At 70.7% G+C, this 19,105-nt stretch carries 14 protein-coding genes and 1 riboswitch; of the genes, 7 read left to right on the top strand and 7 right to left on the bottom strand.

The window, feature by feature from the left end; genetic code table 11:
• Positions 1-34: 34 nt before the first annotated feature.
• The gene (locus tag AC0VYD_RS19355; protein WP_475476883.1) at positions 35-1,531 is read right to left on the bottom strand and encodes a hypothetical protein; all 1,497 of its coding nucleotides are present in this window, start codon (positions 1,529-1,531) and stop codon (positions 35-37) included.
• Positions 1,532-1,782: 251 nt separating this feature from the next.
• On the opposite strand from AC0VYD_RS19355, the gene AC0VYD_RS19350 reads away from it, so the two are divergent.
• Complete coding sequence (locus tag AC0VYD_RS19350) at positions 1,783-2,784, top strand: glycerophosphodiester phosphodiesterase (protein WP_475476882.1); 1,002 nt, start codon at positions 1,783-1,785, stop codon at positions 2,782-2,784.
• A 141-nt stretch (positions 2,785-2,925) separates the two neighbouring features.
• Complete coding sequence (locus tag AC0VYD_RS19345) at positions 2,926-4,164, top strand: alanine racemase (protein WP_475476881.1); 1,239 nt, start codon at positions 2,926-2,928, stop codon at positions 4,162-4,164.
• Positions 4,165-4,452: 288 nt separating this feature from the next.
• Here AC0VYD_RS19345 and AC0VYD_RS19340 read toward each other — a convergent pair whose 3' ends face one another.
• Positions 4,453-6,162 carry a beta-N-acetylhexosaminidase gene (locus AC0VYD_RS19340; RefSeq protein WP_475476880.1) on the bottom strand — a complete coding sequence of 570 codons (1,710 nt, stop codon included), beginning with the start codon at positions 6,160-6,162 and terminating at the stop codon, positions 4,453-4,455.
• A 365-nt stretch (positions 6,163-6,527) separates the two neighbouring features.
• On the opposite strand from AC0VYD_RS19340, the gene AC0VYD_RS19335 reads away from it, so the two are divergent.
• Positions 6,528-6,857, top strand: coding sequence for a hypothetical protein (locus tag AC0VYD_RS19335; RefSeq protein WP_475476879.1), 330 nt, complete (start codon positions 6,528-6,530; stop codon positions 6,855-6,857).
• Positions 6,858-7,169: 312 nt separating this feature from the next.
• Here the strand turns inward: AC0VYD_RS19335 and AC0VYD_RS19330 are convergent, their stop codons facing one another.
• A complete protein-coding gene (locus AC0VYD_RS19330; RefSeq protein ID WP_473038593.1) occupies positions 7,170-8,123 on the bottom strand; it encodes a LysR substrate-binding domain-containing protein in 954 nt (317 codons plus the stop codon).
• A gap of 146 nt (positions 8,124-8,269) precedes the next feature.
• Here AC0VYD_RS19330 and AC0VYD_RS19325 point away from each other — a divergent pair, with 146 nt between their 5' ends.
• A complete protein-coding gene (locus AC0VYD_RS19325; RefSeq protein ID WP_475476878.1) occupies positions 8,270-9,595 on the top strand; it encodes a pyridoxal phosphate-dependent aminotransferase in 1,326 nt (441 codons plus the stop codon).
• Between the two features lie 203 nt (positions 9,596-9,798).
• On the opposite strand, the gene AC0VYD_RS19320 is transcribed toward AC0VYD_RS19325, so the two are convergent.
• Positions 9,799-10,980, bottom strand: a complete 1,182-nt coding sequence (locus tag AC0VYD_RS19320) for a glycosyltransferase family 4 protein (protein WP_475476877.1) — start codon at positions 10,978-10,980, stop codon at positions 9,799-9,801.
• Positions 10,981-11,193: 213 nt separating this feature from the next.
• On the opposite strand from AC0VYD_RS19320, the gene AC0VYD_RS19315 reads away from it, so the two are divergent.
• Both AC0VYD_RS19315 and AC0VYD_RS19310 read left to right on the top strand, forming a co-directional pair.
• Positions 11,194-11,457, top strand: coding sequence for a DUF6457 domain-containing protein (locus AC0VYD_RS19315; protein WP_475476876.1), 264 nt, complete (start codon positions 11,194-11,196; stop codon positions 11,455-11,457).
• 204 nt (positions 11,458-11,661) lie between these two features.
• The gene (locus AC0VYD_RS19310; RefSeq protein ID WP_475476875.1) at positions 11,662-13,080 is read left to right on the top strand and encodes an alanine/glycine:cation symporter family protein; all 1,419 of its coding nucleotides are present in this window, start codon (positions 11,662-11,664) and stop codon (positions 13,078-13,080) included.
• A 283-nt stretch (positions 13,081-13,363) separates the two neighbouring features.
• On the opposite strand, the gene thiD is transcribed toward AC0VYD_RS19310, so the two are convergent.
• The 3 genes from thiD to AC0VYD_RS19295 all read right to left on the bottom strand — a co-directional run bounded on the left by thiD (position 13,364) and on the right by AC0VYD_RS19295 (position 17,374).
• Positions 13,364-14,167, bottom strand: coding sequence for a bifunctional hydroxymethylpyrimidine kinase/phosphomethylpyrimidine kinase (gene thiD, locus AC0VYD_RS19305; RefSeq protein WP_475476874.1), 804 nt, complete (start codon positions 14,165-14,167; stop codon positions 13,364-13,366).
• Positions 14,156-14,256: riboswitch (TPP riboswitch) on the bottom strand. It overlaps the preceding gene by 12 nt.
• A 102-nt stretch (positions 14,257-14,358) precedes the next feature.
• Positions 14,359-15,288 carry a DUF368 domain-containing protein gene (locus AC0VYD_RS19300; protein WP_475476873.1) on the bottom strand — a complete coding sequence of 310 codons (930 nt, stop codon included), beginning with the start codon at positions 15,286-15,288 and terminating at the stop codon, positions 14,359-14,361.
• A 397-nt stretch (positions 15,289-15,685) separates the two neighbouring features.
• Positions 15,686-17,374: an acyl-CoA synthetase gene (locus AC0VYD_RS19295; RefSeq protein ID WP_475476872.1), complete on the bottom strand. Its 1,689-nt coding sequence runs from the start codon at positions 17,372-17,374 to the stop codon at positions 15,686-15,688.
• A gap of 381 nt (positions 17,375-17,755) precedes the next feature.
• Here AC0VYD_RS19295 and rocD point away from each other — a divergent pair, with 381 nt between their 5' ends.
• Positions 17,756-19,030 (top strand): ornithine--oxo-acid transaminase, encoded by a 1,275-nt coding sequence (gene rocD / locus AC0VYD_RS19290; protein ID WP_191275203.1) that lies wholly within the window; start codon positions 17,756-17,758, stop codon positions 19,028-19,030.
• The last annotated feature ends 75 nt before the right edge of the window (positions 19,031-19,105 follow it).

Here is a 19,105-nt window from a genome sequence, read left to right as displayed (position 1 = left end):
GGGCTCTGGTCATGCGACCCGGGGAGTTCTCAGGCTAGGGAGTCTCGACGGGGAAGCTCCACGGCAGGGAGTCCCACAGTTCGCCCCATTCCTCGGCGTCAACCGGGTCGGTGACGGCCTCGGTGGGCGCTTCGGTCTCGTCGGCCGCCTTCTCGACCTCGTCCACGGCGTTGGCCATGCTCTCGTTGGCGTCCTGGACCACCTGCGCGATGAGGTCGGAGATCTCGGCGATCACGTCCTCGACCTCGCTGCGCTCCATGTCGAACTTCTGGGCGCAGGCGTCGGTGGCGGCCACCTTGTCGTCCTCGTGTCCGTAGTACCAGACGGTGGCCAGCAGGCGGTCGCGCTCGGCGTCGTCGAGGTCGTTCGCGGACAGGGCCCTCTCGACGAACTCTCCGCTGGTCTCGGTCATCTCCGCCGAGTCGAGGCCGGTCTCTCCGGAGCTGAAGTCAACGAAGTGCTCGGTCAGGCAGGTCTTGACCTCACGTGAGGAGGCGTTCGCGGGGAGGTCGGCCTCCGCCGGGGGAGCGGTCTCCTCCTCGGTGTCTCCGACCGGGGTCGCCTCGTCACCGTCGACGACCTCCTCGGATTCCTCCTCCGCCGGAGTCTCCTCTGCGGGAGTCTCCTCTGCGGGAGTCTCCTCGGGGGCCTCCTCGACCGGGGCTTCCTCCGCCGGGGCTTCCTCGACCGGAGCTTCTTCCACGGGAGCTTCCTCGACCGGGGTCTCCTCCGCGGGAGCTTCCTCGGCCGGGGCTTCCTCCGCCGGAGTCTCCTCGGGGGCTTCCTCGGGGGCCTCCTCGACCGGGGCTTCCTCGGGGGCCTCCTCCGCCGGAGTCTCGTCGACGACCTCCTCAACGGGGACCTCTTCGGCGGGAGCCTCCTCGGGTACCTCGGTTTCCTCAGCCTCAGCAGCCTCGGTTTCCTCGGTCCCCTCCGTCTCCGCCTCCTCCGCTGAGTTCCCGCTCTCCCCGGTTTCCTGGGTCCCCTCCACTGAGACGGCCTCGGCGAGTTTTACCAGTTCGGAGCTCTCCCAGCGGTCCGGTTGGAGATGGGTGGTCAGTGCCACTCCGGGGCTGTCCAGCCAGAACAGGTCACCGGTCTCCTCGGACAGGTAGGCGCCGTGCTCGAAGGACTCGCTGGGCTCCAACTCCTCCAGCGAACTCTCCGACAGGTGGCTGTACCGGCTCTCACGCAGGGAGTCCAGGTCCTGGAGGCGCTCCGAGCGCAGTACGGCCACCCTGCCGTACAGCTGGTCGGGTCCCTGCGTCCACGAGAGCTGGGACCGGCTGTTCCCCTGACGGTCCGTCGTGGACGCGGCGTTGATGCCGTACCGCTCCAGGCCGGCGGGCAGGTAGGTGATCTCGTAGCCGTCGACGCTGTACGTGGACACCCCCTGCCGGACCACCGGCCAGCTGAACGTCCGCGTTTCCTTGTCGTCCGCGGCAGCGGGCCCGGCGATGCCGACCAGTCCGGCTGTGGAGATGGTGGCGGCACTGCAGAGCGCGACCCACCTCGTGTGGTGCTTGCGCATACGGGCTCCTTCCCATCGACTACTACTTGTGATGCTTCCAGGACTCTCGGTAATTATCGAGGGTCATCCAGTCAAAAATCGGACATGAAGTAATCAATGGCATGCATAGGGTGAGACTGATCGGTGGGTTCTAGGCCACCAGAAGATGGGCGGCGGATCACCGTCTGCTCCGCGCACGGTCACCATGTGGTCACCAAACGCGCTCACCCTGAGGTTGCAGTCGGCCAGTCCACGCGTACTTGGGAGGCCCGGTGCACCATCGCATCGGATTCGTAGTCGGAGCCGTATCACTGTCGTTGGCCGTCGTCGCGGGCCCCGCGCTCGCGGCCCCGACCTTCGGGGCCACCGCCCCCGAGAAGGCGGGCCAGACCTCAGTCAGGGTGAGCCTCAGGGCAAGCACCCCTCTGCCCCAGCAACCGCCGTCGTCCCGCCCCCTCCTCGCAGTCGCCCACCGGGGCGCCTCCGGGTACGCCCCGGAGAACACCCTCGCCGCCATCGACGAAGCCCATCGCCTCGGTGCCCGGACCGTGGAGGTGGACGTCCAGCTCACCTCGGACGACCACCTCGTCCTGATGCACGACACCAGTCTCGACCGCACCACCGACGTCGCCGAGGTCTTTCCGGACCGGGCCCCGTACGAGGTCGCCGACTTCACCCTGGCGGAGATCCGCCGACTCGACGCCGGGTCCTTCTTCGGTGACGAGTTCGAGGGCGAGCCCGTCCCGCTCCTGGGTGAGGCGCTGGACCGCCTCCACGCGTTCGACATGAACCTCCTCCTGGAGGTCAAGGAACCCGAGCTCTACCCGGGCATCGAACACCAGATAGCCGTCGAACTGGCCAGGCGTCCGCACTGGCTGGTCCCCAACACGCCCGAGGAACCCCACCGCCTCGTCGTGCAGAGCTTCGACTGGGACTCCGTCGAACTCTCCAAGGGTCTTCTGCCGTCCGTCCCGCACGCCCTGCTCGGGCGTGTTCCGCAGGACCGGATCGACGAGTTCGACTGGGCGCACATGATCAACCCGAACCACACCACCATCGACGCCGAGTACGTCGACAGCGTCCACGCCTCGGGTCTGGAGATCATGCCGTACACGATCAACGACCCCCAGGCCATGGTCCGGGCGCTCGACACGGGGGTCGACGGCTTCATCACCGACCTCCCGGACGTCGGTCAGCGGGTCATCGACGAGTTCCTCGGAGTCAGGGCCCCGGAGGCGGCCCGCGCGCACGGCCGGGATCCGGTCTCCCACTGAGTCCTCTCCCTTCGGGCCGCCCGAAGGGGTGTTTTCGGGACCACCCAATGGGAGGATCATGGGCGAACCAACCCGAAACACACCCGGTTTCGGGTGGCCTACGGGCCGCCTGTGCCGGTTCGGACAGGAAGCAGAGGCCACGTGAACGACCGGCTGTCCATCCCCACCGAACTCGTTGACTGGCGAACCAAGGGCCTGTGGTGGCCGGGAGACCCCGTCACCCTCGACGAGTTCGCCGCCCGCGGGGACCACCTGTTCACCGGACCGTTCACCTGGCCGCTCATGGTCCTGCGCGCCTCCGCGCTGGACCGCAACCTCGCGGCGCTGGCCGACTTCACCGAGCGGCACCGGCTCCTGTTCGCCCCGCACGGCAAGACCGCCATGTCCCCGGTGCTCACCCAGCGCCAGCTCGACGCGGGCGCCTGGGGCATCACCGCCGCCACCGCCAACCAGGTCCTGGACTTTCGCCGGTTCGGGGTGAACCGCATCCTGCTGGCCAACGAACTCCTCGACCCGAAGGTCCTGCGCTGGGCGGCGGCCGAACTCGACGCCGACCCCGGTTTCGACTTCCTGTTCTACGTCGACTCACCCGAGGGCGTCGCAGCCGCCTCCCAGGCCGTCGAACGCGACGGCGGCCGCCCGCTCCGGGTGATGGTGGAGCGCGGCGTCCCGGGCGGCCGCACCGGGTGCCGTACCAGGGAAGCGCTCCTGGGCGTGGCCCGGGAGGCCGTGCGGGCCCCGGGCCTGGAACTGGCCGGGGTGGCGGGCTACGAGGGGCCGTTGAGCGACGGGGAGGGGGTTCGCGGCTTCCTGGGCGACCTCCTGGGTGACGCCGCCGCGCTCACCGCCGAACACGGACTGGAACGCCCGGTGCTGTCGGTGGGCGGCAGCGCCTGGTTCGACGTGGTCGCGGAGGTGATCGGCGGTCGCTCGGACGTACTCCCGGTTCTGCGTAGCGGCGCCTACGTCGCCCACGACGACGGCCTGTACCGGCGCACCACCCCCTACAACCGGATGCCGGAGGGCGGGGACGCGCTGGCCGGTGCCCTGGAACTGTGGGCGCAGGTCACCTCCACCCCGGAGGAGGGGCTGGCCATCGCCGGGATGGGTCGACGCGAGGCCAACCACGACCAGGGCTTCCCCGTCCCGAGGGTGCTGCGCAGGTCCGACGGCACCGCGGTTCCGGCGGACGGGGTCGAGGTCACCAACCTCAACGACCACCACGCCTACCTGAACATCCCCGAAGGGCTCCAGGTACGCCCCGGCGACCTGCTGTCCTTCGGGATCTCCCACCCGTGCACGGCCTTCGACCGCTGGCAGGTCATCCCGGTCGTGGACGACGGGTACCGCGTGGTCGAGATGATCGCGACGTACTTCTGACAACGACCCGCCTGCCCGGTGCCCCGCACCCCAGGAGCAAGGAGACACCAGGCCCCGCCCGTGTGGCCACTCCGGACGGGCGGGGCCGTGGACAACCACTTCTGGTGCACGTCTACGTCCGGGCCAGCCCGTCGCGCTCCCCGCCCGGGGCGCGGCTGACCACCGGAGGCCCTGTTCGGCGTGCGACCAGGGCCTGTCCGGGAAGCCAGAGCCAGCCTGCAGCCTGGCCCCGTTCAGGACCTTCTCCGTCCGACCCGTCCAAACCCTCCGGTCCCTCCGCCCCTCCGATCACTCCGACCCGTCCGGGTAGTAACCCCAGCCGTGCACACCCGGCCTGGTGTGCCAGGGCCGGGGGCCGTCCAGCGGTCGGTACTCCACACCTACGGCGTCCAGGCGCTCCAGGTGGGTGCGCAGTCGCGGTTCGAACTCCGTGTGGTCGCGTTCGCCTTCGGACCAGACCTTCTCCGCGAAGGCCGACAGGCGCGGGAAGACCATGTAGTCCAGCTTGCGCTGGCTGTCGATGTGCTCGCTCCACAGGTTGACCTGGGCGCCCAGGACGTGCCGGGCCTCCTCCTCGGTGAGGCCGGCGGGGACGGGTTCGCTCGCGTACACGTCCTCCCAGCGCAGCAGTGTGCCGACCGGGACCGGCTCGTCCGGGCTGTCGGACTGCTTGTAGTCCAGGTAGGAGGTGGCGGTGGGTGCCATGACCACGTCGTGTCCGGCGCGGGCGGCCGCGATTCCGCCCTCCTCACCGCGCCAGGACATCACCGTGGCGCCCGGGGCCAGACCCGCCCGACGCCCGCCCCTGCCCTCGGCCGCGTCACCCCCATTCCGTGTCTCCTGCCTCTCCTGGGCTTCCTGCTCCCCTTGCCCCTCCAGGAGCCACCCCTCCAGGATCTCGTCCCAGCCGACCAGACGGCGGCCGCGCTTGGTGAGGTGGTCGTCCAGTTGGCGGATGAACCAGCTCTGCAGCTCGTCCTCGTCGGCCAGGCCCTCCTCCCTGATGCGCTGCTGGGCCGAGGCGCTGTTCCGCCACTGGGTCTTGGGGCACTCGTCGCCGCCCACGTGCACGTACGTGCTGGGGAACAGTTCGAGGATCTCGTCGAGGACGTTGCGGTAGAACTCCAGGACGTTGTCGGTGACCGCGAGGACTTCGTCGAAGACGCCCCACTGGGTGCCGACCGGGATCTCGCCGGCCTCCCCGAGTTCGGGGTAGGCGTGGATGGCCGCCTGGGAGTGTCCGGGGACGTCGATCTCCGGGACCACCGCGACGTGCCGGGCGTCGGCGTAGGCGACGATCTCGCGGATGTCGTCCTGGGTGAGGAAGCCGCCGTGCGGGCGGTTGTCGAACACGGGCGGTTTGGAGACCCCCAGCTGGCTCCGGGTGCGCCAGGAGGCTGCCTCGGTCAGCTTGGGGTAGCGGCGGATCTCGACCCGCCATCCCTGGTCGTCGGTCAGGTGCAGGTGCAGCACGTTGAGTTTGTGCAGTGCGAGCAGGTCGATGAAACGCAGGATCTCGCGCTTGGGCTGGAAGTGGCGGGCGATGTCGAGCATGGCGCCGCGCCAGCGGAAGCGGGGGGCGTCGGTGATGCTGATCGCGGGCAGACGCCACTCGGCCCTGCCCAGGGGTGCCGTGCGGTAGGCGTCGGGGGGCAGCAGTTGGCGGAGCGTCTGCGCCCCGTAGAACACGCCCGCGGGCTCGTTGCCGACCACGATCGCGCCCTCGGAGTCGATGATGAGGCGGTAGCCCTCCCGGCCGAGTCCGGCACCGGGGTCGACGCTCAGACGGATCTGGGCGTTCTCCTCGTCGCCGGTGGCCAGTGGCAGGCCGGTGGCGGCGCCCAGTTCGCGCTGGAGCCAGGTGAGTGTGCCCCGTGCCGCGCGGTCGGCCGAGACACGGGTGGCCGCGGTGAGGGTGAGGCCGTCGAACCCGGAGGCCTCCACCTTCTGGGGGCGCGGCAGCAGGGAGGGGACGTCGGGGTGGGGAGAGTCAGGCACGGGTTACTGCTCCTGTCCGGTCTAGACCAATTACGGACATAGTGCCACGTTAGGGAGCGAGGGCACAGGCCGTCCGTCAATCGGTCCCGAGCGCCCTCTCGATCGGAGCCGTCCGATACCCGGTTCCCGGGCGAAGACGGGTCAGTTCCGCCCAGTCCGCCCGGTGCGCGTGGGTCGCCTGCTTCGCGTGGGCGGGGCCGCCGGCGTCGTCGGCGAGCGGGGTCGTCGCGGCTCCCTGGTGCCGACCCGTGGGGGCGGTTCGAGGAAGGCAAGCGAAGCATAGCCAAAAAGTCCTTTTTGCCACTTTCCGTATTCTTTGCGTAGCCATCGGTGATGATGGGCTGTTTCCGGAAAGACCAGAGACTGTGTGGTTCGAAGGCATCAGCGGACAAGCCGGCGTCGGCCGGATCGCCCGGGGCGGAAACGTCACCGAGGGCCTCACGGATCGGCTGGTCAGCGCCGAACGTGAGGCAGGGTTCCACGAGCGTGACATGTCGTCGTTCGAACGCGAGCGCATCGACCTGGAGCACCGGGTGAACCGGATGGAGGCCGAGCTTGAGTCCCTGCGCAAAAGAAGACTGGAAGCCTACGCGCGCTGGTGGAACGCCCGCGACGACCGCGACCGAGCTCGCCACGTCTGTCGTAAGCTCCGCCGCAGGATCGACAAGGCGCGTCGGAAGGGTAACGACACGTGACCGGTGCTGACCCTGGAAACCGGCACGAACGAGACAGAACACGGCCCGTCCCGGTTGGGGGCGGGCCGATCTCCGTTTCCAGCCGCTCCGTCCCTCCAGCCGCTCCGTCCCTCCAGCTGCTCCGGAACTCCAGTCGCTCCGTCACCCCTGGCTGTCCCGAGCCCCGTTCCCGTCCCCACCCGGCTACCGCGTCCCGGCATTCCCCGCCCGGCTACCGCGTCTGGGCGTCCCCACCCGACTGCCGCGTCCGGGCATCCGCGACCTCCCGGCCGTCCCCGAACCCGGTGCCGGGCCCGGGGGCGGCCGACCGCGCTACCTCGGCGGGCCCTGGACCCGGGGGGAGACCGGACTCAGTTCCTCCTCCACACTGCGGGCGGCGTCGCGCAGGGCGGCCAGGGTGACCTGGACGGCCGGGCGCCGCAACGAGGCCGGACGCAGGACCGCGTACACGTGCCGCTCCGGCGGAGAGGGCAGCTGTCGGTAGACCAGTCCCGCGGGGGCGCCCACCATGGCCAGCGCCGGAACCGCCGCGATCCCGATGCCCCGGGAGACCAGGCTCAGGATCGTGCCCAGCCCCTCGAACTCCCACGTGGCCGCGGGCAACCCGCCGGCCTCGGCGAACAGCTTCTCGGTTCCGTAGCGCGAACGCTCACCCTCCGGTGCCACGATCCACGACTCGCCCAGCATCTGGTCCAGGACCAGCGGTACCTCCGTGTCGGCCAGCCTGTGGTCCTCCGGAACCGCGAGCACCATGGGGTCCCGCAACAGGTGCACGTGGCGCAGGCCGCTGTCGGGTCCCCGTCCGGGGTGTTGGCCGGTCCAGTCATCGACCAGCGCGATGTCGACCTCGCGGGAGCGCACCTTCTGGGTGCCGGTCGCCAGCAGCGTCTGCCGAAGCACCAGCTGCATCCCCTCATGGCTGCGCAGAGGAGGGGCCAGCAGCGGGGCGAAGGCCACCGCGGCGGTCGGGAAGGCCGTGACGGTCACCACTCCCAGGGCGATGTCCGCCTGTTCGGCGAGTACTGACTCGGTCGCCTCCACCAGGGCCAGGATCTCCTCGGACTGGTTCACCAGGAGCTGGCCGGCGTCGGTCAGCTCGGCCCCTCGCGGGGACCGGTCCAGGAGCGCCACCCCCGTCTCCCGTTCGAGGGCGGCGAGTTGTTGGGAGACGGCCGAAGGCGTGTAACCGAGGGCACTCGCGGTCGCGGCGATGGTGCCGCGGGCGCTGAACTCGCGGAGGAGCTGGAGGCGTCGAAGATCAAGCATAAGAACAGCTTATGCTCAGCATCGCAAAGACTCGCTTGTACTGATGGCAGATCCTGGGCAGGCTTGTGGTCGAAGGCCACCAGCTGGACGGAGTCACAGCTCAACCGGTGGCCGGTGCCTAACGACAAGCCGGAGATGAGTCATCCATGACCGTCACTGTGTCCGCGACCCTCGCCGTGAACGAAGCTCTCAACGACAAGCGCCGCCAGGGGGTGCGCGTGCTTCCGCTCGGGTTCGGTGAGGCGGGTTTGCCGGTGCACCCGGTCATGCGGGAGCAGCTCTCGGCGAGCAACGGCGCCAACGCCTACGGGCCCGTCGCCGGTTCCGCCGCCCTGCGTGAGGCGGCCGCCGGGTACTGGGCCCGCCGCGGTCTGCCCACCGACCCCGACACGGTCATCGCGGGGCCCGGCAGCAAGCCCCTGCTGTACAGCCTTCTTCTGGAGATCGGCGGCGACACCGCCATCGCCGCGCCCAGCTGGGTGAGTTACGCCGCGCAGAGCCGGCTCGTCGGCCAGCGCCCCGTCATGGTGCCGACCGCCACCGGCCAGGGCGGCGTACCCCAGCCCGACCTCCTGCACGCCGCGGTCACCGACGCCCGGGAACAGGGGCGCACCGTCAACGCGGTGGTCGTCACCGTTCCGGACAACCCGACCGGGACCGTCGCCGACGCCGAGACGGTACGGCGCCTGTCCGAGGTCGCCCGGGAGCTCGACCTGGTCATCATCTCCGACGAGATCTACCGCGACCTGGTCCACCCGGGAGAGGGGGAGCGGGAGGGCGCCGTCGTGCACAGCCCCGCCGAGTACGCGCCCGAGCGCACGGTCGTCTCGACCGGCCTGAGCAAGAACCTTGCCCTGGGCGGTTGGCGGATCGGTGTGCTGCGCCTGCCCGACTCCGAGATCGGCCGCCGCCTGCGCGGCGGGCTGCTCGGTGTGGCCAGCGAGATCTGGTCGAGTCCTGCGGCGCCGGTCCAGCAGGCGGCCGCCCACGCCTTCACCGAGCCCGCCGAGCTCCGGGACCACATCGACCGCAGCCGCCGCCTGCACGGCATCGTGGCCCGCGCCGTTGCCGATGTCTTCACCAGGGCCGGAGCAGCGGTCGCGGCTCCGAGCGCGGCCTTCTACCTCTACCCGGACTTCGAGCCGGTCCGCGAACGGCTGGCCGCGCTGCACGGCGTGGCCACCGGACCAGAACTGACCGGGCTCCTCCTGGAGCGGTACGGCATGGGAGTCCTGCCCGCCGTCGAGTTCGGTGAGAGCTCTGCCGCCCTGCGCATGCGGGTGGCCACCAGCCTCCTGTACGGGGACTCCGAGGACCGGCGCTACGCGGCCCTGGCCGCCGGGGACCCGCTGGCCCTGCCGTGGATCCGCGCCCACCTGGACCGGTTGGCGGAGGTCCTGGGATCGCTGCTGTCCGAAGTTCCCAACACGGTCATCCCGGCCCCGCAGGCGGTCGCCCAGCCGGTGCACTGACCCGGCGACCGCCCCCGAAACCGTGTCCGTCACGTGAAGGGGGCGAGGCGGGCACAGACGACGGGACCCTCCCTATCTCTCCCAGGGAGGGTCCCGTTACCTTTTCCGATCCGTGCCGGGTCCGTGTTTCCCGGCTTCGTGTTCCGCACGGCCTCGAACCCGGCCCGTGCCCGAACCCGATCCGTGCCCGGGCCTGACCCGGGTCAGGGCGTGTGCGCCTCGTGCGCCCGGCGGGCGGCCAGCTCGTGGCTGGGCGCGATCACCGCCCGGTAGTGCTCCACCAGCTCCGTGTTGACCGAGGCCCAGGTCCGGTGCGCCACCGACGGCCGGGTCCCGGCAGCCATCCGCGCCCGCACCTGGCGGTTGTGCACCAGTCGGCCCACCGCCACCCGCAGCTCCCGGACCGAGTCCGGCGCGTACAGCAACCCGTTGCGCTCGGGCAGGACCAGGTCCAGCGGACCGCCGGCCGCCGGGGCCACCACCGGCACACCGGAGGCCAGCGCCTCCTGGACGGTCTGGCAGAAGGTCTCGTCCGCTCCCGTGTGCACGAACACGTCCATGGCCGCGTACAGCCGCGACAGGTCCCGTCCGGTGCGCTGGCCGGTGAAAACGGCGTCGGGCAGCAGGCGGCGCAGCCGGGCCCGTTCGGGGCCGTCGCCGACCACCACCAGACGGACACCGCGGAGCCTGGCCAGGTGGGCCAGCAGGTCCACGCGCTTGTCCCGGGACAGGCGGCCGACGTATCCCACGATCGCCTCCCCGTTCGGCGCCAGGCGTCGGCGCAGCTCCTCGGAGCGGTGGTCGGGGGAGAAACGCACGGTGTCCACACCGCGCCGCCACAGGTTCAACCGGGGGAACCCCCGGGCCGAGAGGGCCTCCATCGTGGCGGAGGAGGGGACCAGGGTGCGGTCCACGGCGGAGTGCGTCCGGCGCAGCAGGGACCACAGGGCGTCGGAGCCGGGAAGGCCGTAGCGTCCGGCGAACCCGGGCAGGTCGGTCTGGAAGGCCGCCACGGTCGGCAGCGCCCACCTTCGGGCCACGTCCACGGCGGTCGCGCCGAACAGCGCGGGGGAGGCCAGGTGGAGTACGTCGGGGGCGAAGGCCCGGATCGCGGCGGTCATCGTCCTGCGGGAGGGCAGGCCGACCGGGAAGTCACGGTAGACGGGCAGGGGGAGGGCGGGCATCCGCAGTACGGGGAAGCCCGCGTACGAGGCGGGCCCGTGTCCGGGGGCCAGCACGAGGGCCTGGTGCCCTTCGGCGGCGAGGTGTTCGGCGATCCGGCACACGGAGTTGGTGACTCCGTTGACCTGTGGCAGGAAGGACTCGGCCACGATCGCCACGCGTAGCGGCGGACGGTGGACGGCGGGCAGGGGTGTGGGGGACATGCGGGGGCTCCCAACGCCGAGGTGTCGCTTCTTTCGACGCTAGGGTCGGAGGGTGAACCGGGACCGCCGGGCGGGAGAACCGTGTCCGAAGGCCCGACACGGGTTGGTCGATCAGCCGGTGACGCCGTCCGCACGGTCAACTGGCCGGCTGGTGACCCGGAACTCGCTATGATCACTAAAAGTAACAAGATGAGTGCACTAAGGAGTTGCGCGGTGACCCTCGTGGAATGGTCCGAGCTGGTCCGAGCTGAGCTGGACCTCACCGGGACCGACCCCCTCCGGAAGACCGACGTCGACCGCGTTCTCGATCTCGCGCGCGACGCAGCTCACTCCGTGGCCCGGCCCGCGGCACCGCTCACGACCTACCTGCTCGGGGTGGCCGTGGGTCAGGGGGCGGACCCGGAGGCCGCTGCCGCCGCGCTCAGCAGGCTCGCACTCGCCCAGGACGAGGAGCAGGGCGAAGAACGGGAGAACTGACCGAACCAGGGCACACCGAAACAGGCGCTGGGGCGGCGCAACGCGCATGTGGACCACACGTGATTCGTTCGTTACGCTTCGGTGCCATTCTTTGCCGATATCGCCGCAGCGCACACCGGTGCCAGCGCGATCCCGAGGGCGCTGGTCCCCCGTTCCACCTCTGGCTTCCTCGGCCCCACACACTCACCGAAAGGGAGATCCCCCGTGGACCAACTCCTTGAGATGGCTGACATCGTCAGCGGCATCATCTGGGGACCCTTCGTCCTCATTCCGCTGCTGCTGGGTGTCGGCGTCTACCTCACCATCCGTCTGCGCCTCCTCCAGCTGTTCAAGCTGCCACACGCGCTCTGGCTGGCCCTGGTCCGGCGCAAGGAGGACGCCTCCGTCGAGGGCGACATCTCGCACTACCAGGCGCTGAGCACCGCCCTCGCCGCCACCGTCGGTGTCGGCAACATCGCCGGCGCGGCGCTTGCCATCGGCATCGGCGGCCCGGGCGCGCTGTTCTGGATGTGGGTCATCGGCATCTTCGGGATGGCCACCAAGTACAGCGAAGCCCTCCTGGGGGTGAAGTTCCGCCGCACCGACGCCAAGGGCGAACAGAGCGGTGGACCGATGTACTACCTGAAGCACGGCATCAAGGGCGGTCTGGGGACCTTCCTCGGCGTCGCCTTCGCGGTCTTCGGCGCCATCGCCGCCTTCGGTATCGGCAACGGCACCCAGGCCAACACCGTCGCCCAGCAGGTGAACAGCGTCACCGGCGTGGAGCCGTGGATCATCGGCCTGGTCCTGATGCTGCTCGCCGGAGCCGTCATCCTCGGCGGGATCAAGAGCATCGGGCGGGTCACCTCCGCACTGGTGCCGGTCATGATCGTCGGCTACGTCGGCATCTGCCTCCTCGTGCTCATCGTCAACTGGGCCGCGATCCTGCCCGCGCTGCAGCTGGTCGTCGTCAGCGCCTTCACCGGGACCTCCGCCACCGGCGGCTTCGTCGGGGCCGGTGTCATGCTCGCCATCCAGATGGGCTTCGCCCGCGGCATCTTCTCCAACGAGTCCGGTCTGGGCACCGGCGGCATCGCGGCCGCCGCGGCCAAGACCACCCAGCCGGTCCGCCAGGCCATGGTCTCCATGACCCAGACCTTCATCGACACCATCATCGTGGTCAGCATGACCTGCCTGGTCATCATCACCACCGGTGTGTGGCAGGTGGAGAACCCCGAGGACGGTTCCCTGCTCACCTCGCAGGCGCTGACCGAGGGCCTGGGGACCATCAGCCCGGCGTTCGGCTCCGCCGGCGCCTACGTCGTGGCGATCGCGGTGGCGGTGTTCGCCTTCAGCACCCTGCTCGGCTGGGCCTACTACGGAGAGCGCTGCGTGGAGTTCCTGGGCGGCCGCGGGCTCGTCCTGCCCTACCGCCTGGTGTTCATCGTGATCATCTTCGTCGGGTCGGTGGCCAGCCTCGACTCGGTCTGGCTGTTCAGCGACATCGCCAACGGCCTGATGGCGCTGCCCAACCTGGTCGGCCTGCTGCTCCTGTCGCCGGTCATCGTCGCGGAGACCAAGAAGTTCTTCGACCACCCCGACTGGCGCGACCCGGACGCCGTCATGGACGACGTGCGCGGCTAGGGGCGTTCGCGCGCCCCGCAGAAGCGCACCCGTCCCCGCGCACCCGGCGGGCTGACAGGAGGGGGACCGGCCGCAGCGGCCGGTCCCCCTTCGTGTCTCCCCGGCCGGGGGCGGCTGCGACTCCTGGTACCAGGGACGGTTCGGGGGCGGTCGCCCTGCCACCACCGGAGGTGGTTGTGCCTGCCGCTACCAGGGGTGGCTGTGCCTGCTACCACCGGAGGTGGCTGTGCCTGCTACCACCGGAGGTGGCTGTGCCTGCTACCACCAGAGGTGGCTGTGCCTGCTACCACCAGAGGTGGAAATGGTGCACGGGGCCCTGGCCGCCGCCGGCGTCGATCTCCCCGGCACGGATCAGGGCCCGGGTCAGGTAATCCTTGGCGTCGGCCACGGCGGTCACCGTGTCCGGGCGCTGCGGGAGGAGGGCGGCGATCGAGGACGACAGGGTGCAGCCGGTGCCGTGGGTGTTGCGGGTGTCCACCCTCCCGGCCCGGAACTCCACCGGCTCCGTCACCCCGTCGACCAGCAGGTCCACGCTCTCCTCGCCCGAAAGGTGCCCGCCCTTGATCAGGACGCGGCGCGGGCCCAGCTCCAGCAGGCGCTCGGCCTGGTCGCGCATCTGCTTGAGGTCGGTGGCCTCGGCCTCGCCGAGCAGGTCGGCGGCCTCGGGCAGGTTCGGGGTGATCAGGTCCGCACGCGGCAGCAGTTCGCTGCGCAGCGCCTCGATCGCGGAGCTCTCCAACAGCCGGTCACCGCTCTTGGCCACCATCACCGGATCCACCACCACGTTCGGCAGCTCGTACCGGTCCACGGCCGCCGCGACCGCCTCGGTGACCTCGGAGGTCGACAGCATCCCCACCTTGACCGCGTGCACGGTCGCGTCGGAGAACAGGGTGTCCATCTGGTCGGTGACGAACGACGCGGGGACACCGTGCACCCCGGTGACCCCGCGTGTGGACTGGGCGGTCAACGCCGTCAACACGGTCATTCCGTAGACCCCGTGGGCGGAGAACGACTTCAGGTCGGCCTGGACGCCGGCGCCCCCGCTGGGGTCGCTTCCTGCGATGGACACGACGTTGTACGCGCTCATGGGCGTTCCTTCGCTAGTGCTAACTAGGGCAGGTTCGACGGGTGTGCTCTCAGCCGGCAGGTCTGTCTCCGGCACCCCGCGCCGCCGGGGCCCCGCGGCCCCGGCATCCGTATGTGTTCGTGGTGGTTCCGACCCTAACCGAGGTCCCGGGAGGCGTTGGCGCGCCTGGGCCCTTGGGCCGGCGGTTCCGGTCAGTGGACGGTGACGTCCGGTCGGTGCTGGGCGGCCTCCAACCGCTCCCGCTTGCGGCGTTCCCAGACGATGGCCCCGACGATGACGGCGAAGCCGATCACCATGAGGGTGACCGTCACCGGGACGTCGGTGGCGGGGAGGATCTCCCGCTCCTCGTTCTGCCAGGGCCACAGGGCCCGCAGGGAACCCGCCATCAGGCCGGTCAGGACCACCAGGGTCATGTGGTGGAAGTTCTCCAGGAGGTACTGGAGGACCTTCACGAAGACCGCCAGGCCCGTCACCATGCCCAGGGCGAAGGTGCCCAGGTAGACGAAGTCGAGGTTCCCCACCGCGTCCTTGGTCGGCCCGTACAGGCCGACGGTCAGCAGGATGAAGGAGCCGGACAGGCCCGGCAGGACCAGTGCGCAGATCGCGACCGAGGCGACGAGGAAGACCACCACCGGGTGCGTGGGCAGGTTGGCGCCCGGGAGGCCGGTCAGGAAGAAGGTGAGGGCTGCGAAGGCCAGGGCGATCAGGTAGTGGCCCGCCCGCCAGCTACGGCCGGCACCGGTGTAGGGGATCCACAGGCAGGCCAGCACGAGCCCGAAGAAGATGGCGTAGGCGTACTGGGTGTACTCCTCGACCAACGGGGCGATGAGCAGCAGCGCCAGCACCAGGGCCACCGCCATCCCGATCAGCGCGGGAACCAGGACGGACCATTCCACCTGGCGGAACTGAGCCATGGCTCGGTCCTTGCCGCGGCCGCGCGGGACGTCGGTGAGGTAGCGCTTGATCCCGCTGACCATGTGGCCGGCGCCGCCGATCAGCTGGTCGTAGAGGCCGACGATCAGGGCGACCGTGCCGCCGCTGATACCGGGCAGCGCCTCTGAGGTGCCCACGGCCCCGCCGCGCACCGCGTTGAAGATGTAGGAGCCTACTGACTTGGCCATGTTGTCGGGCGCGTGCCCGGGGACTCCCGGGAGGGGCGCCGTCCTCCGTCCTGATGGGGCCGCCGGTCCCGTTCTCCACGGTAGACCGGCGGGGGTAGGGGTGCTGGTCCGCGCGGACCCGTGTGGTGACCGCTTCTGGGCCCGATGCACGGATCCGCGCCGAGTTCTGACGGCCCGGGCCGCGTGATGGGGGAGGGGAGCCGTCGGGCCCAGGGCCGGGCAGCGCCAAGTCTAGCGGTGACCGGAGGAGGAACAGGCGCTCGTGCACCCAGAAAATCGAGGTTTCGGCTGGGGTTGTATGTGTCGGCTTCGAGGCCGAAAAGGGGGGTCCGTCAGGGAAGGCGGAGACGGGGCTTCGCGGGCGGGGCCGCCGGAGCCCGGGGCGGGCGCCCCGGGATCACGGGGCGAGCGCCGCGGTCCCCTCGCCGGCCACCGACGCGGCCCACCGGTAGTCCTGCTTGCCCACGGCGGTGCGCCGCACCCGGTCCACGAAGTGCACGGTCCGGGGCACCTTGAACCCGGCCAGCCGGACCCGGCAGTGCGCGCGCAGCGCGTCCTCGTGCGGGGAGGCCCCGGGAGCCAGCGACACCAGCGCCGTCACCCGCTGGCCGAGCGTCTCGTCCGGTGCGGGCACCACGATCACGTCGTCCACCGACGGGTGCGCCTTCAGCACCGCCTCCACCTCCTCGGGGTAGACCTTCTCCCCCGCGGTGTTGATGACGACGCTGCCCCGCCCCAGCAGCACGATCGAACCGTCCGCGGCCCGGGTGCCGTAGTCGCCCGACAGGGCCCAGCGCCGCCCCTCCCCGTCAGTGGGGAAGGTGCGTGCGGTGGCGATCGGATCGTTGTAGTAGCCCAGCGGGATCCGACCGGTTCGCGCGATGCGGCCGACCTCGGCCGAACCCGGGGCCAGTGGGCGCAGCGACCCGTCGAGCACCGCGATGCTGCCGCCCATGGTGAAACTGCGCCGGTCCGGAGAGGTGACGGTCTCCTCCGCGTCGGGGGCGGTCGCCGAACCGCACACACCCGTCTCCGATCCCCCGTAGGCGTCGGCCAGGGCGACGTCCTCGCGCCACGCCCGCCACAGCCCGCGCACCGCAGGCGTCAGCGGAGTGCCGCCGGAACGCACCGAGGTGAGGTCGGGGCACAGGGAGGGTTCGGTCAGCAGGTGCCTGGCCAGCGGTCGGGCCATCGCGTCACCCACCAGCTGCACGGCGTGCACGCCCTCCCGGTGGGCCAGCTCCAGCACCCGGTCCGGACGGAAGCTGCGGTCGGTGGACAGCACCACGCGCTTGCCGCACAGCAGCATGCTCAACGCGTTCCACTGGCCGGCCGCGTGCATCAGCGGGCCCAGCACCAGCATCCGCTGCGGGAAGCAGCGGGCGGCGCGGTCGGCCACGTCCTTGGGTGTCCGGGCACGCGGGGTGCCCGGGGAGCGCCGCTCCACCGCTGCACGGAAGATGTCCGCCTGGCGCCACAGCACCCCCTTGGGGTAGCCGGTGGTGCCGCCGGTGTAGAGCAGGTAGTGGTCCTCGCCGCTGGTCGCGGGCAGTGGCGCTGCGCCCGGACCGCCGGTGCCGCCCGTGCTCTGGCCGGCGGAGCCCTCCTGGGCGGCGAGCGCCTCCTCGTAGTCCGCGCCCGCCAACGACGCGTCACGCGCCGAGCCGTCCTCCAACAGCAGCACGTGCCGGAGCCGGGGGAGGTCGGGCAGGATCGCCGTCACCGTCGCGGCCAGGGAGTCCTCGGCGATCAGGGCGACCGCGTGCGAGTCCGAGAGCACGTGCCGCAGCTCGCCCGCCACGTACCGGTAGTTCACGTTCACCGGAACCGCGCCCGCGCGCAGCACGCCCAGGAACGACTCGACCCACTCCGCCCGGTTGAAGGACAGGACCGCCACGTTCTCACCGGGGCGTACCCCGGCCGCGACCAGGTGCTGCGCCAGACGTGTGGAACGCTCGTCCAGGGCTCGGTAGGTGAGCCGCCGGGGCCCGGCGACCAGGGCGATTCGGTCCGGGACGGCGTCGGCCACCGCGGCCATGAGGCCGGAGAGGGAGAAGGGGCTGTCCGGGGACGCGTGATGGGGCACGTCTGGTGACCTCCCTGACGATCGCGGGCGGCCGTCCCCGGTGAGGACACTCGAGGCGGCTGTGACTGGTAGGAGCGAACGTACCCCTCGGCGGGCGGCCCGATCGCGGTGGGGGCTGTGGACCGCGTCACCTGCGTAACCGTCCCCCGTCACCCCTTCCGGGGACAGGGCCGGGCAGCCCCCGCTCAGGGCGGGTGCGGCCCCGGAACGCGCTCAGGTTTCGGGCCCGGCCGCGCAACGGTGAGATGTGCCACCCCTTGTGTGCTCACCGGATCATCTGCTCAACTCTTGGGGATCCCGCCGCCGGGGCTCTACCGGGCTCCACGGTGGGTATCTACTGTCTGATGTCTGACATCGGTCAATGGTGATCGGAGCGGCTAGATGACCACCCAGAACCTGGGACAGCAGGACTCCGTCGGAAACCCCGGCGGACAGGGACTCTCCAGCGCGGACCACATCGAACTCGCCCAGGCGAGGTCCGCACACAACTACTCACCCCTGCCCGTCGTGATCGCCGAAGGCCGTGGCGCCTGGGTGACCGACGTGGAGGGAAAGCGGTACCTCGACTGCCTGGCCGGCTACTCGGCCATGAACTTCGGCCACCACAACCCCGACCTCCTGGCGACCGCGCACGCCCAGCTCGACCGGGTGACACTGACCAGCCGGGCCTTCTACAACGACCGGTTCGGCCCCTGGGTGAGCGCCCTGGCCGACATGGTCGACAAGCAGAAGGTCCTGCCGATGAACACCGGTGCCGAGGCGGTGGAGACCGGCATCAAGGTGGCCCGCAAGTGGGGCTACGAGGTCAAGGGCGTTCCGGAGAACCAGGCGACCATCGTCGTGGCGGGCGCCAACTTCCACGGGCGCACCACCACGATCATCTCCTTCTCCTCGGACCCCGAGGCGAAGACCGGCTTCGGTCCCTACACTCCGGGGTTCCGCTCGGTGGCCTACGGGGACGCGAAGGCCATCGAGGAGGCGGTCGACCACACCACGGTGGCGGTGCTCATCGAACCGGTCCAGGGCGAGGCCGGCGTGATCGTGCCGCCCGAGGACTACCTGCCCCGGGTCCGGGAGATCTGCGACGACAACCAGGTGCTGTTCATCGCCGACGAGGTGCAGTCCGGCCTGGGCCGCACGGGAACCATCCGGGCCTGCGAGCACACCGGTGTCGTTCCGGACGCCTACCTGTTCGGCAAGGCGCTGGGCGGCGGCATCCTTCCGGTGTCGGCGATGGTGGCCGACGAGGACGTCCTCGGCGTCATCCAGCCCGGCCAGCACGGCAGTACCTTCGGCGGCAACCCGCTCGCCGGGGCGGTGGGCAGTACGGTCGTCCGGATGCTGACCGAGGGCCCCTACCTGGAGAACGCCCGGAAACTGGGTGAGGTGCTCCGCCGCAGGTTGGACGGGTTCGTCGGTGACGGAGTGGTGTCGGCACGCAGCATCGGCCTGTGGGCCGGCGTGGACGTCGACCCCGAACTGGCCTCGGGCAAGGAGCTGTGCAGGCGCCTCGCCGAGCACGGGGTGCTGGTCAAGGACACCCACGGTTCGACCGTGCGGATGTCCCCGCCGCTGGTCGTCAGCGAGGAGGACCTCAACTGGGGGCTGGACCGCTTCGCCGAGGTCATCGCCGAACTGAAGGCCGAGAAGCGGTAGCGCGTACCACCGTACGAAGGGAACGTACGGGACGCAGGGGATAGCTGAGACTGCGGGGCCCGCCCGGATCCGATC

The organism is Nocardiopsis sp. iso_40 (genome assembly GCF_056173285.1).
This window is presented reverse-complemented; position numbering and strand designations above follow the sequence as displayed.

What these genes read in the sequence shown, in the direction of transcription:
- AC0VYD_RS19355 (WP_475476883.1), bottom strand. Translation starts at nt 1,531, where the DNA reads ATGCGCAAGCACCACACGAGGTGGGTCGCGCTCTGCAGTGCCGCCACC.
- AC0VYD_RS19330 (WP_473038593.1), bottom strand. Translation starts at nt 8,123, where the DNA reads ATGCTTGATCTTCGACGCCTCCAGCTCCTCCGCGAGTTCAGCGCCCGC.
- AC0VYD_RS19325 (WP_475476878.1), top strand. Translation starts at nt 8,270, where the DNA reads ATGACCGTCACTGTGTCCGCGACCCTCGCCGTGAACGAAGCTCTCAAC.
- AC0VYD_RS19320 (WP_475476877.1), bottom strand. Translation starts at nt 10,980, where the DNA reads ATGTCCCCCACACCCCTGCCCGCCGTCCACCGTCCGCCGCTACGCGTG.
- thiD (WP_475476874.1), bottom strand. Translation starts at nt 14,167, where the DNA reads ATGAGCGCGTACAACGTCGTGTCCATCGCAGGAAGCGACCCCAGCGGG.
- AC0VYD_RS19300 (WP_475476873.1), bottom strand. Translation starts at nt 15,288, where the DNA reads ATGGCCAAGTCAGTAGGCTCCTACATCTTCAACGCGGTGCGCGGCGGG.
- rocD (WP_191275203.1), top strand. Translation starts at nt 17,756, where the DNA reads ATGACCACCCAGAACCTGGGACAGCAGGACTCCGTCGGAAACCCCGGC.